The organism is Terrabacter terrae (genome assembly GCF_039529575.1).
GTDB lineage: Bacteria > Actinomycetota > Actinomycetes > Actinomycetales > Dermatophilaceae > Terrabacter > Terrabacter terrae.
On the sequence record NZ_BAAANB010000001.1, the window covers coordinates 86,948 to 99,769 of the forward strand.

At 71.8% G+C, this 12,822-nt stretch carries 12 protein-coding genes; 8 read left to right on the forward strand and 4 right to left on the reverse strand.

Annotated features, from left to right (window positions below; all coding sequences use genetic code 11):
• Entirely contained in the window at positions 1 to 519 is a 519-nt protein-coding gene (locus ABD194_RS00400) for a MarR family winged helix-turn-helix transcriptional regulator (protein ID WP_343985832.1), read from the reverse strand.
• Between the two features lie 219 nt (positions 520 to 738).
• Between ABD194_RS00400 and ABD194_RS00405 the strand changes: the two genes are divergently transcribed.
• Positions 739 to 1,524, forward strand: coding sequence for an ANTAR domain-containing protein (locus tag ABD194_RS00405; protein WP_343985835.1), 786 nt, complete (start codon positions 739 to 741; stop codon positions 1,522 to 1,524).
• On the opposite strand, the gene ABD194_RS00410 is transcribed toward ABD194_RS00405, so the two are convergent.
• Both ABD194_RS00410 and ABD194_RS00415 read right to left on the reverse strand, forming a co-directional pair.
• Entirely contained in the window at positions 1,517 to 2,305 is a 789-nt protein-coding gene (locus ABD194_RS00410) for a sigma-70 family RNA polymerase sigma factor (RefSeq protein WP_343985838.1), read from the reverse strand. The genes ABD194_RS00405 and ABD194_RS00410 overlap by 8 nt on opposite strands.
• Positions 2,306 to 2,512: 207 nt before the next feature.
• Positions 2,513 to 3,376, reverse strand: a complete 864-nt coding sequence (locus ABD194_RS00415) for a maleylpyruvate isomerase family mycothiol-dependent enzyme (protein ID WP_343985841.1) — start codon at positions 3,374 to 3,376, stop codon at positions 2,513 to 2,515.
• Positions 3,377 to 3,402: 26 nt separating this feature from the next.
• On the opposite strand from ABD194_RS00415, the gene ABD194_RS00420 reads away from it, so the two are divergent.
• From ABD194_RS00420 to ABD194_RS00450, 7 genes are all read left to right on the forward strand, one after another.
• Positions 3,403 to 5,496, forward strand: a complete 2,094-nt coding sequence (locus tag ABD194_RS00420; RefSeq protein WP_343985845.1) for a bifunctional copper resistance protein CopD/cytochrome c oxidase assembly protein — start codon at positions 3,403 to 3,405, stop codon at positions 5,494 to 5,496.
• A 94-nt stretch (positions 5,497 to 5,590) separates the two neighbouring features.
• Positions 5,591 to 5,773 carry a DUF6767 domain-containing protein gene (locus ABD194_RS00425; protein ID WP_343985848.1) on the forward strand — a complete coding sequence of 61 codons (183 nt, stop codon included), beginning with the start codon at positions 5,591 to 5,593 and terminating at the stop codon, positions 5,771 to 5,773.
• A gap of 58 nt (positions 5,774 to 5,831) precedes the next feature.
• Positions 5,832 to 6,638, forward strand: coding sequence for a nitrilase-related carbon-nitrogen hydrolase (locus tag ABD194_RS00430; protein WP_343985851.1), 807 nt, complete (start codon positions 5,832 to 5,834; stop codon positions 6,636 to 6,638).
• Positions 6,635 to 8,515, forward strand: coding sequence for an NHL domain-containing thioredoxin family protein (locus tag ABD194_RS00435; protein WP_343985854.1), 1,881 nt, complete (start codon positions 6,635 to 6,637; stop codon positions 8,513 to 8,515). Before ABD194_RS00430 ends, ABD194_RS00435 begins: the two co-directional genes overlap by 4 nt.
• Before the next feature lie 88 nt (positions 8,516 to 8,603).
• Positions 8,604 to 9,473: a hypothetical protein gene (locus ABD194_RS00440; RefSeq protein ID WP_343985857.1), complete on the forward strand. Its 870-nt coding sequence runs from the start codon at positions 8,604 to 8,606 to the stop codon at positions 9,471 to 9,473.
• 117 nt (positions 9,474 to 9,590) lie between these two features.
• Positions 9,591 to 9,869, forward strand: a complete 279-nt coding sequence (locus ABD194_RS00445) for a DUF6458 family protein (RefSeq protein WP_343985859.1) — start codon at positions 9,591 to 9,593, stop codon at positions 9,867 to 9,869.
• A 693-nt stretch (positions 9,870 to 10,562) separates the two neighbouring features.
• Positions 10,563 to 11,570: a GNAT family N-acetyltransferase gene (locus ABD194_RS00450; protein WP_343985862.1), complete on the forward strand. Its 1,008-nt coding sequence runs from the start codon at positions 10,563 to 10,565 to the stop codon at positions 11,568 to 11,570.
• Between the two features lie 72 nt (positions 11,571 to 11,642).
• Here ABD194_RS00450 and ABD194_RS00455 read toward each other — a convergent pair.
• The coding region (locus ABD194_RS00455; protein WP_343985866.1) for an acyl-CoA dehydrogenase family protein at positions 11,643 to 12,822 on the reverse strand (1,180 nt) is incomplete at its 5' end.

Below are 12,822 nucleotides of genomic sequence, written 5' to 3' on the forward strand. Positions count from 1 at the left end.
TCAGTCCTCTTTCTGCTTCTGGTCTCTGGTGCTGTCGAAGGGCATGGGGGGCGTCGTTGCACCCCGGGCCCGGAGGTTGGCGTCGAGCGCGTCGGCGAGCTCGCGCAGGCGGGTGACGAACTCCGCGGTCGCGGGCCCGTCCCAATGGGAGAGCAGTCCCTGGAACCAGGCGGCACGGCCGTCCTGGATGCGCCCGAGGGCTTCGCGGCCGGTGTCGGTCAGCGAGATGACCGAGGCGCGCCCGTCGCTGGGGTCGGCGCTCTTCTCGAGCAGGCCGCTCGTCACGAGCGAGCTGACCTGGCGGCTCACGGTGGAGACGTCGTTGTGCAGCGTGGCCGCGAGCTCGGAGATGCGCACGGTCCCGGCGCCGGCCACGACGAAGAGCACGGGGTATGCCGTGACGTCGACGCCGTCCTCGAGCCGGGGAGCGCTGTGCTTGGCGGCGACGAGCAGCTTCTGGACGCGCAGCAGGCCGAGGAAGACCTCGTTCGCCTCGTCCTTGCTGACTCCCACGCGCATGCTGCCCCCGTTCCAGTTAGTTGCTTGCAGCATGCAAGTATTTGGCTGCGGGGGCGTGATGTCAACTCGGGTGCCCATGGTTTGTCAAAGGTGGTGCATCCGGCGTCTCTCTCGTAGGGTTCTCGATGCTCGCACCGTCGGGGAGGTGCGAGGATTGCCGGCGTGCCCGACCCGTCCAACAGTGTGCGGAGCGAGGGACCCACCAGCTGCAGGAGTGCCATGACGAGCGACGTTCCGGTCGACCCGACGATCAACGACGCCTTCCGACAGATGTCGGCGCTGATCTACGCCGGTGCCGACTCGGGTTCGATCCACCAGTCGCTGGTCGACTGCGCGGCGCGCCTCGTCGACGGCTGCGACCGCTCCTCCCTGCTCCTGCGCACCCGTGACCGCTTCGTCTCGGCGGCGAGCACCGACGAGGTCGCGCGCCACATCGACGGCATAGAGATCGAGGTCGGTGAGGGTCCGTGTGTCGACGCGATCGTCTCGGAGGCGTACCAGCACGACGCCGACCTCACCGACGGCACGACGCCGTGGCCGCGCTTCACGCAGCGTGTCCTCGCCGAGACGCCGGTGCGTTCGGCGATCGGCTACCGCCTGCTGCTCGACGGCGAGAAGGTCGGTGCCCTGAACGTCTTCTCGGACACCCCGCGCGGCCTCACGCAGAAGTCCGCCGACATCGGTGCGGTGATCGCCTCCTTCGCGTCGGTCGCCCTCATGGCGATCCGCGCCCGGGAGGAGGCCGCGACGCTGCGCCAGGGCCTGCAGAGCAACCGCGAGATCGGCAAGGCGGTGGGTCTGCTCATGGCGGCGCACCACATCTCCGGTGACGAGGCGTTCGAGCTGCTGCGCAGCACGTCCCAGGAGCTGAACATGAAGCTGGCCAAGGTGGCCTCGCAGGTCATCGAGGGCCAGGAGTCGCAGTTCGGACCGGGCGGCGACCCCGCCGGGCACGTGGCGTCGTCCGGCAGGGTGGCCAACGGCACCGCCGACGCTGTCAGCTAGGGGTCACTCCGTCCGCGGACAGCTGCCGGCGCAGCTCCTCGAGGGTGCGCCGGAGCAGCCGGCTGACCTGCATCGCGCTCAAGCCCATGGCGTCCGCGATCTCGGCCTGGGTCAGGTCGCCGGTGAACCGCAGCTCGACGAGACGGCGGTCCCGCGGTGACAGCCGGTCGAGCGCGGTGCGCACGACGATCCCCTCGTCGACGCCCGGGTCGGAGCCGGAGTCACCGCGGGAGTCGAGCAGGTCGAGCACGGGGCGCCCGCCGTCCGCGGTCGTGGCGTCGAGGGACGCCGGTCGAAGGTTGGTTGCCGCGACCTGCGCCTCCTTGACGGAGGCGAGGCTGAGCTCGAGCTCGTCTGCGAGCTCTCCCGCGTCGGGGTCGTGGCCGAGCCGCTGCTCGAGCGCGGACCGTGTCTCGGTGACGAGTTGGCGACGCTCCTGCAGCTCCCGCGGCGGGCGCACGAGCCAGCCGTGGTCACGGAAGTGACGACGCAGCTCGCCGGTGATCGTGGGTGTGGCGTAGGCGCCGAACTCGGTCGGCTTGGTCAGGTCGAAGCGCTCGATGGCCTTCAGCAGGGCCAGGAAGGCGACCTGCTCGAGGTCGTCACGGTCGAGGCCCTTGCCCGAGTAGCGGTGGGCGAGGGAGCGTGCGAGCGGCATGTGCAGCAGCGTCACGGACTCGAGCGCTGCGGCGCGGGCTGAGGTGGAGCTCGATGTGCGCACCAGCTCGATGAGCTCCCTGGTGCGGGCATCCTTGCGCGGACCCCTGGATGGGTCGGTCATGTGTACTCCGATAATTCGGATGTGCCTGAAGCGGCGCTGGCTTGACCGACTTCTCATCACGCTATGCGGTCGGCCCCCAATGCACAAGGTGGACGCCGGTGGCAGGCATCTCGGCCGAGGTGTACACGCGCGCCTGTGCGGGCGCTACGCCTCCCGAGGGCGGGCGAGGGCCCGCGAGCGCGGCCGAGGGCCGCGAGCGCCACTGGGTCAGTGGGTCACGACGACCAGGGCGTCGAGGAGCTTGCGGGCGATCTCCTCGTCACCGGTGACGGTGTAGCGGATCTGCTCGGCGGGCCGGCGCCCGGCGGCGCGACGGGTCAGGGCGTCGGTCGTGAGGTGGACGCTGGTGACGTCGAGCTGCTCGTCGCCCTCCGGTCGATCCTGTCCGCTGAAGAGCGCCTCACCGTAGGGCTTCCCGTCCTCACCGACGCAGATACGCACCCCGCCACGGGCCACGACCGGCCCGGTCACGTCCAGGACGACCGCGTGCCCGGGGCCGATGTCGGCGACCCGCGACGCGATGCGCGGCAGGGCCGCCAGGATGTCGGCGGTGAAGACCGCTGCGCTGGCGGAGTCGAGGTTGCCGGGCCGGTCGAGGGCTGCGCGCAGGTCCTGCTCGTGCACCCAGGCGTCGACGATCCGGCGGTGGAGGTGCTCCCCGAAGGTGGTGTCCGGGCCGAAGAAACCGCCGATGACCGTGTCGACGTCGGCGTCGGATGCCCGGAGCTCGGCCACCCGGCGAGGGTGGAACTCTGCCAGCTCCGCCACGACGTCACGGCCCGTGACGCCGCGCCGGGCCTCGACGTCGACCTCGACGAAACGGGCGAAGTCGCTGCGCAGGTGGGGGTAGTCCGGGACCGTCAGCTGGGGCCGCGGCAGCCCGGAGAACGACTTCTCTGCTCCGACGATGTGGGCGATCTGGTCCTTGACGGTCCAGCCCGGGCACTCGGTCTCGAGGTCGAAGTCCTCCTCCCGGCAGGAGTACCCGAGGTCGATGATCGACAGCACGGTGTTGTCGAACGCGTCGATCAGTCCGTTGCGGTCGTCGGGGGCGGCCGGGTGCATGGGCATGTCATCAGACTACTTACCCTTGAGGCATGTCTGACCTGCAGCGAGACGACCTCGTCGACCGGCGGACGGGTGACTCCGCTCGGTCTGCCTGGGGCGCGGCGCTGCCCGTGGCCGGGGTCGCGGTCGTCGCTCTGCTCGCGTGTGTCGCGGCCGCCCGCTTCACCGGCGCGTCGGACCCGCTGCCGTCCGGCTTCACCGACGCGGGCCCGGTCGTGCGCTGGGCGCTGCCCCTCGTGCGCGCCCTCCACGACGTGGCGGCCTCACTGACCGTCGGCTCGCTGCTGCTCGCGGCCACCATGATCCCCGGCCGTACGCGTGCCGAGACGACCGCTGCCGACGAGCCGCGCAGGGCTGCGGCCCTGCGCGTCGCGACCGCCGCCGCGTTCGTCTGGGCGGTCGCCGGGGCGGTGGTGGTCGTGTTCACCTTCGCCGACGCCGCCGGTATGCCGCTCGGTCAGCCGGGCTTCGGCACCCAGCTCACGGGGGCGCTGTGGTCGATCGAGCCGCTCCGGGTCGGCCTGATCAGCACGGTCACGGCCGTGGTCGTCGCCTCGGTCGCCGCCGTCGCCCGGGGCCGCCTCGTGCCCGTCGGCCTGGCCGCCCTGTCCGCATTCGGGCTGCTCGTGCTCGGTCTCGCCGGGCACGCAGGCGGCTCTGCCGACCACGAGACGGCCGTCAACGGCATCGCGGTGCACCTGCTGGCAGCGGCTGTCTGGGTCGGTGGCCTGCTCGCCCTCGTCGTCCTCCGGCACCGCCTCGGCGACGCCCTCGGCGTGGTCGCACGCCGCTTCTCGACGGTGGCGCTGTGGTGCTTCATCGCGCTCGGCGTCTCGGGGGTCATGACGGCGTCCACGCGACTAGGCACGTGGTCGGACCTGGCGACCCCGTACGGCGTCCTCGTCCTCGTCAAGGTGGCGGCGCTGGCCGTTCTCGGTGTGGCCGGGGCCGTGCACCGGCGGGTGACCCTCGACCGGATCGACCGGATCGACCGGATCGAAGCGACCGCGGACCACGACGGCGGGAGACAGATGCGCGGCCGCCTCTTCGTCAGGCTCGCAGTCGCCGAGACGCTGGTCATGGGCCTCGCCTTCGGGGTGGCGACGGCTCTCGCCCGCAGCCGGCCGCCGGTGCCCGAGATGGAGCCGGACCCAACCGCCGCTCTGTCGTTGACGGGGTTCCCCGCCCCGCCGCCGCCGAGCGCCCTGGACTGGGTCACGGCCTGGCGCGTCGAGTGGCTGTTCCTCTCGACCGGGTTGCTCGCCATCGCGCTCTACATCGCCGGGGTCGTCCGGCTGCGCCGCCGTGGGGACGCGTGGCCGGTCCTGCGCACCGTGAGCTGGGTCATCGGCTGGCTGCTCTTCGTCTACGCGACCAACGGGGTCCTCGGCATCTACGGCCGGGTCGCCTTCTCGTGGCACATGACCCTGCACATGGTCGAGGCGATGGTGCTGCCCATCTTCCTCGTCCTCGGTGCACCGGTCACCCTGGCGCTGCGCAGCATCAGGCCTCGCCGCGACGGCACCCTGGGCCCGCGTGAGCTGCTGCTGAGGGCGGTGCACTCCCGGCTGATGTCCGTCCTCGGCAACCCGGTCGTCGCGGCCGTCCTCTTCTTCACGAGCCTCGTGGCCTTCTACTGGACGGGCCTGTTCCAGCTCGCCCTCGAGACCCACACCGGACACCTGCTGATGACGGCCCACTTCGTCCTCACCGGCTACCTGTTCGTGTGGTCCCTCGTGGGGATCGACCCGGGCCCGAAGAAGTGGAGCCCGCCACTGCGCCTCGTCGTGCTCTTCGCGACCATCTCCTTCCACGCCTTCTTCGGGGTCGCGATGGTCACCGGCACGACGCTGCTCGCCGGTGACTTCTTCACGGCGATCAGGATGCCGTGGGTGCCCGACCCGCTGGCCGACCAGCGCCTCGGCGGCGGGGTGGCGTGGGCCATCGGCGAGCTGCCGAGCCTCGTCCTGGCCCTGACGGTCGCGGTCCAGTGGTTCGGCAGGGACCAGGCGGAGTCGGTGCGGCGCGACCGCCGGGCCGACCGGGACGGCGACGCCGAGCTGAACGCCTACAACGAGCGCCTGGCCGCCCTGGCCAAGCGCGACGGCGACACCCCCCGCTGACGAGGGAGGTGTACGCGTACGCATGCTCCCGCTCCAACGCACCTAGGCCCGCCCGGTCTACTACAGCCGGTAGTATGTGCGATGAGGAGGGCATATGCCATCACGACCTACCGACCCACGGTGCCCCATCCGGCTCGGCGAGCCGTGCACGCTCTGCGTGCCGGGTGCGACCGGGCCCCAGGACTGTGGTCTCGTCTACCTCGTCAAGAGCGACCCGGAACTGCGCGAGGAGCTCGCGGCTCGCCGCCGTGAGCGGCACGACTCCCGCGTCGACTGACCTGTGCGAAGGCCGTACCGTCTGAGCGTCGACAGCTGCGTCGTGTGAGAGTTGCACCATGAAGGTTGCGCTCATCCAGCTGGCCTACGGCGACGACGAGTCGGTCGCCGACCGCACCGCCCGGGTGGCGGACCTCGTGCGCGCCCAGGCGGGCCACGACCTCGTCGTGCTGCCGGAGCTGTGGTCCGCCGGCGGGTTCGACTACACGGCGTGGGCCGAGCGTGCGGAGCCGGCCGACGGGCCAGTCGCCGAGGCGCTCGCGGCGGCAGCCCGGGACGCAGGCGTCACCCTCCACGCAGGGTCGATCGTCGAGCGCGGCGAGCCGGCCGGTGGGGATGACCGGGGGCTGTGGAACACCAGCCTCGTCTTCTCACCCGAGGGCGACCTCGTGGCGACCTACCGCAAGATCCACCGCTTCGGCTTCGGCGAGGGGGAGCCCGGCCTGCTCGACGCAGGCGAGGCGCTCGTCGTGGTCGGCGTGCCGGTCGCGGACGGTGGCACCGTCCCGGTCGGGCTCTCGACCTGCTACGACCTGCGCTTCCCCGAGCTCTACCGCCGGCTGCTCGACCGCGGCGCGGAGGTGTTCGCCATCCCCGCGGCATGGCCGCGCAAGAGGGTCGCCCACTGGACGCTGCTCGGCCAGGCGCGGGCCGTGGAGGACCAGTGCGTCGTCCTGCAGTGCAACACCGCCGGCACCCACGCGGGGCACGAGATGGGCGGCCACTCGCAGGTCGTCGACGCCACCGGGAAGGTTCTGGCCGCCGCCGGCCTTGAGGAGGAGGTGCTGAGCATCGACGTCGACACCGCCGCGACCCAGCAGTGGCGCCGCGCCTTCCCGGTGCTGCCCGACCGGAGGCTGGCATGAGCGCCGACCCCTCGACGAGCGCGCTGCGCGCCCGCGTGAAGGTACGCGCCCCCGAGCTCGTCGGCCGCGGGTGGCTCAACACCGGCGGCCGCTCCCTGTCGCTCGCCGACCTCCGCGGCCGTGTCACCGTCCTCGACTTCTGGACGTTCTGCTGCGTCAACTGCCTCCACGTCCTCGACGAGCTGCGCCCCGTCGAGGCGCGGTTCCCCGACGCGCTGACGATCATCGGCGTGCACTCGCCGAAGTTCGAGCACGAGGCCGACGCCGACGCCCTCGCCGCGGCCGTGGAGCGGTATGCCGTCCACCACCCTGTCCTCGACGACCCCGAGCTCGTGACGTGGAAGGCGTATGCCGCCCGGGCCTGGCCCACGCTCGTCGTCGTCGACCCGGAGGGCTACGTCGTCGCGTCGATGTCCGGTGAGGGCCACGGCCCGGGTCTGGCCGCGCTCGTCGCGGAGCTCATCGAGGAGCACCGCGCCAAGGGCACCCTCCAGCCGGGCGACGACCCCTACGTCCCGCCGCCGGCGCCGGACACCGCGCTGCGCTTCCCGGGCAAGGCCGTCGCCCTGCCCGACGGGACCTTCGTGGTCAGCGACACCGCGAACCACCAGGTCGTGCACCTCGAGGACGACCTCGAGACCGAACGCGCGCGGTGGGGTGGCGAAGGCGTCCTCAACGAGCCGCAGGGCCTGCTGCTCGCGGATCCGGAGGTTGCCGAGCGGCTCGGCGTCGACCTCCTCGTCGCCGACTCGGTCAACCACCAGCTCAAGGGAGTTCGTTTCTCCGACGGATCGGTCCACGTGCTCGCCGGGACCGGCTCACAGCTGCGCGAGCGCACCGGCGGCGGACCGGCACTCGAGCAGGCCCTGTCGACGCCGTGGGACCTCGCCCGGTCCGGCGACCGGGTGCTCATCGCCATGGCCGGCACCCATCAGCTGTGGGCCTGGGCTCCGGGCGAGACCGTCGAGGACGGACGCGTCGAGGTGGTCGCCGGCACGTCGAACGAGGGTCTCGTCGACGGTCCCGGGCCGGAGGCCTGGTTCGCCCAGCCGTCCGGTCTGGCGACATCGGCGTCCGGCGATCGCGTCTGGATCGCGGACTCGGAGACCTCGGCGCTGCGGTCGGTGACGACCGCGCCGGACGGCGGGGTCGTCGTCCAGACGCACGTCGGCACGGGCCTGTTCGACTTCGGCCACCGCGACGGCGATGCGGCCGAGGCCCTCTTCCAGCACCCGCTCGGCGTCACCGAGCTGCCCGACGGATCGGTCGCCGTGAGCGACACCTACAACGGCGCGTTGCGCCGCTTCGACCCGTCGACCGGCCAGGTGTCGACCCTCGCCCAAGGCCTCGCCGAGCCGAGTGACGCGGCCGTCGAGACCGACCCGCAGACCGGTGAGACACGCCTCGTTGTGGTCGAGTCGGCCGCCCATCGCCTGACCCGGGTGGCGCTGCCCCGCGACGCCCAGCGCGTCGACGGACCCGCCCACCGCACCCAGCGGCCCGCGACACCACTGCCCGCCGGCGAGGTCGCGCTCGAGGTGACGTTCGTGCCGCCGGCCGGCCAGAAGCTCGACCACCGGTGGGGCGACCCGACCCGGCTCGACGTGTCCGCCACGCCCGACGCCCTGCTCGTGTCGGGCGCCGGTCGGGCCGAGGGCCTGACCCGGACGCTCGTCCTGCGCGACGGCATCGGCTCGGGCACGCTGCACATCTCCGTCCAGGCGGCGGCGTGCGACGGCGACCCGGTGACGGGCGAGGTGCCCGAGCACGCGGCCTGCCACCTGTTCCAGCAGGACTGGGGCATCCCGGTCGTCCTCGACCCAGCCGCCGGTGCCACACTGACTCTCGACCTTCGCGGGGTCCACGCGGGGGAGTGACCCCGACCGGATCCTGGCGATCCTGGTGATCCGAGCGACCCCGGCGACCGGGCGAGCCGGGCGAACCCGAACGGACAAGGTGGCAGACGTGGCGCGACAGGCATCCGGCGGACGCTCGTTCCTCTCCGCGCTCTGCGGCCTCCTGGCGATCGTGCTGCTCCCCGTGTCCCTGGTGGGGTTCTGGGCCTCGGTCATGCTCACCCGCACCGACGTCTTCGTCGACGAGCTGCGACCGGTCGTGTCCAAGCCCCAGGTCCAGCAGGCGCTCACCGACGGCATCGTGAGCGGCGTGCTCTCCGCGGTGCAGCTGCAGCCCGCGATCGAGAAGGCGCTCGAGGTGCCGATCCGCACCGAGGCGGCCAAGCTCGTCGCCAGCCCTCAGGTCGCGACGGCGTGGACCTCGGCCGTGCGCGCCGTGCACAGCCAGTTCATCGCCGTGATGCAGGGCCGGGGCAGCACCGAGCTCGACGACCAGGGCCGGGTCGCCATGCGCGTCACGATCCCGGTCCCGGCGCTGACCGCGACCCTCCAGCAGGCGGGAGTGCCGAACGCGGGCGCGATCGCGCCGGTCGTGACGATCCCCCTCGTCAAGGCGACCGACCTGCAGACGGCGCAACGCGCATACCGGATCGCCGGGTCCTGGGGGCCGTGGGGGCCGCTCGTGGTCGCCGTGCTCGCGCTGCTCTCCATCGCCCTCGCGCGCCGGTGGCGCACGGCCACGACGTTGGTCGCCATCGGCTGGATCGGGACGTCCGTCGCGCTCGCCCTGGTGCTCATGGTGGCTCGCGAACCGCTGATGCGCAGGGTCGGCCCGGAGGTGGCCCGGACCGTCGCCGATGCCGCCTACGGGCTGGCGGCCCGCAACCTCTACTACGAGATCGGCGTCGCCCTCGGCGTGGCCGTCGTCATGCTCCTCGTCTCAGCGCTCACCCTCGCCTTCGGCCGCCGCCGGCGCTGAGACGAGCGCGGGCGGCTGGCGGTCCGTCGCTGTCGCGGCGGATGGTCACAGGCACGCGTGCTGCGGGTATGTGCTGCGCAGGCATGCGACCGTGCGTGCCCTCATCAAGGAGGCCTCATGGGTATCGGACTCGGGATCTTCCTGCTCGTCGTCGGTGCCATCTTCTGCTTCACCACCATCGACTCGAGCGTGCTCAACATGAGCGCCAGCACGGGCAACACGATCGGCGTCATCCTCATGGTCGCCGGTGCGCTCGCGATCATCCTGGCGCTCGTCATGAACGCCCAGCGCACCCGCACGCAGCACACGCAGGTCGTCGAGCGCCGTGGCGCTCCCGACATCGTCGAAGAGGACGTGGTGGAGCGCCGCGTCAACCGGCGCGACGACATCGTCTGACCGACTCTCCGACCGCGCGGGTGCGTCCGGGGGACGCAGCAGCGGTCGGCTGACGCCAGGGACGGCGGCCCGAGCAGGAGAACTCATCTGCGCGGGCCGCCGTCCGTGCTTCCATCGGACCGTGAGCCAGACCCGACCCCCCTCGGCGCCGGGTGCCGTGCCGCGGACACGCGCACAAGCTCGAGTCGCTCGGGCGGCGCTCGCCGGCCAGCCGAGGACGGTATGCCGCGTTCTTCCGCCGCCGCGGCGCGCCTGCTGCGCCCGACAGCTCCCCTCCTCGTCGTCTGGGTGGCGCTGGGAGTCGTCGCCGACCCTCCGGGCCGACGTCGCGTTCCGGCGATGGGGGGCGCATGGCCCGCGACGGGCTCGTGATGGGTGCCGCAGCTGCCGTGGTTCGTCGGCATCTACCTCGAGGCGTGCGCCTTCGCGCCGACGTCGGCTTCGCGGTCCTCGTCGCCGGACTGCTCCTGCTGCGCCACGCGCCCTCGCACGTCTCGCAGCGAGTGAGCGCCCCGTCCCCGCAGAGTGAGCGCGCGGTCCCACCGGAGACTGCGCCACGGCGCGCTTGCAGCTTCCATCGCGACCGCGATCCCGACCGAAACTGCGCCACGGCGCGGTTGGGGAACCAGTCCGCGCCCGGGACCGCTGAAACTCGATGGCACCGCACCCCGCGGCGGGCCTACCGTCGATGTCATGGAGGTCAGGCGCATCGACGTGCACGACGACGAGGAGTGTGCCCACGCATACGACGTCATCGTCGAGAGCAAGGGACACGAGCGCCCGTGGGTCGAGCCGCCCTCTCTCGCAGAGACGCTCGTCGAGTGGCGGCACGTCGACGAGGCGGAGCCGATGGAGATGTGGGGTGCCTGTGACGGGCCCGACCTGGTCGGCGTGGCGACCCTCTGGCTGCCGATGACCGACAACACGACGATGACATGGACCGACGTGCAGGTGGCACCCTCGAGGCGGCGTCGTGGCGCGGGTTCGGCCCTCGTCGAGCGCCTCGTCGAGCGGGCGCGCGACGAAGGCCGCGCGACCGTGATCGTCGAGTTCCACGTGCCGCCCGACTCCGACGACCACGGCTACCGGCGCTTCGCGGAGCGGCACGGCTTCGCGCTCGGCAACACCGAGATCGTCCGCCACCTCGAGCTGCCTGTCGAGGCGGCACTGCTCGACCGGCACGCCGAGTGCGCGCGGCCACGGTGGGATGGCCTCTACCGCCTCGAAACCCACGTCGACGGCGTGCCAGAGCACCTGGTGGACTCGCTCTGCACCCTGATGAACCAGCTGGCCGTCGATGCCCCGACGGGTGAGATCGACTTCGAGGAGGAGTCGCTCACCCCCGCGAGGTACCAGGAGCACCTGGACGTGGCCAAGGCGCAGGCGCGCGTACGCCTGACCACCGTCGCAGTCCACGAGGACAGCGGCGACGTGGTCGCCTACACCGAGCTCGTGCTGCCGGCCGGCGCACCCGGAACCGCTTGGCAGTGGGGGACGCTCGTGCAGCGCGAGCACCGGGGCCACCGGCTCGGGATGGCGGTCAAGGTGGAGAACCTGCGTCGCCTCCAGCGTGACCACCCGGAGCGCCGCCGTGTCGTCACCGGCAACTCCGACACCAACTCGTGGATGGTGTCGATCAACGAGGAGCTCGGCTTCCGCGTCGTCGAGCTGTGCCCGGCCTACCAGCGCTCGCTCACCTGACGGCATACGCCCTCGGATGCGGTTCGAGCGCCCATCCCGGGGGAGGATGGGCGCTCGATCAGGCGGCTCGGGTCAGAAGGCCGACTCGGGCACGTCCATGAGGTCGTTGTCGGTGGCTTCCGCGATCGCGCGCTCGGCGGCGATCTTCGGCAGGACGTTCTTGGCGTAGAACGATGCCGCCGCCACCTTGCCGCGGTAGAAGTCGGCGTCCTTGCCGGAGGCGCCGCCGTCGAGGGCGTTCTGGGCCACCTCGGCCTGGCGCAGCAGCAGCCAGCCGACGACGAGGTCACCGGCGGCGAGGAGCAGCCGCGTCGTGTTCTGGCCGACCTTGTAGAGGTTCTCCGGCTTGCCGCCCATGCGCGGGTCGCTCTTCATGAGGTCACCGATCATGTGGCCGACGATGCCCTGGACATCCTCGAGCGCCTTGCCGAGCAGCTCGCGCTCGCGGTCGAGCGAGCCGCCGAGGTCCTTGGCGAACTCCTGCATCTGGCCGGCGACCAGCTGCAGCGCCTGGCCCTTGTCGCGGACGATCTTGCGGAAGAAGAAGTCGAGACCCTGGATCGCGGTCGTGCCCTCGTAGAGGGTGTCGATCTTGGCGTCGCGGACGTACTGCTCGATCGGGTAGTCCTGGAGGAACCCCGAGCCGCCGTACGTCTGCAGCGACTCCGTCCCGAGCAGGACCCACGCGCGCTCGGAGCCGAGGCCCTTGACGAGCGGCAGCAGCAGGTCGCTGACCCGGTTGGCGAGTTCGCCCGGCGATCCCTTCTCGAGCGGGGCGGCGGGGTTGCCGGCCTGCGCCTGGTTGACGGCGTCCTGCTGGCTGGCGGCGTAGATGACGAGCGCGCGCAGGCCCTCGGCATACGCCTTCTGCAGCATGAGCGAGCGGCGCACGTCGGGGTGGTGGGTGATGGTCACGCGCGGCGCCGACTTGTCGGTCATCTGCGTGAGGTCGGCGCCCTGGACGCGCTCCTTGGCGTACTCGAGGGCGTTGAGGTAGCCGGTCGAGAGGGTGGCGATCGCCTTGGTGCCCACGAACATCCGCGCGTTCTCGATGACCTTGAACATCTGCGCGATGCCGTCGTGGACGTCGCCGAGGAGGGTGCCGACGGCGGGCTCGTGCTCGCCGAAGGTCACCTCGCACGTCGTGGAGACCTTCAGGCCCATCTTGTGCTCGACGTTGGTGACGTGGGCGCCGTTGCGCTCGCCGAGCTCACCGGTCTCGAGGTCGACGTGGAACTTCGGGACGATGAAG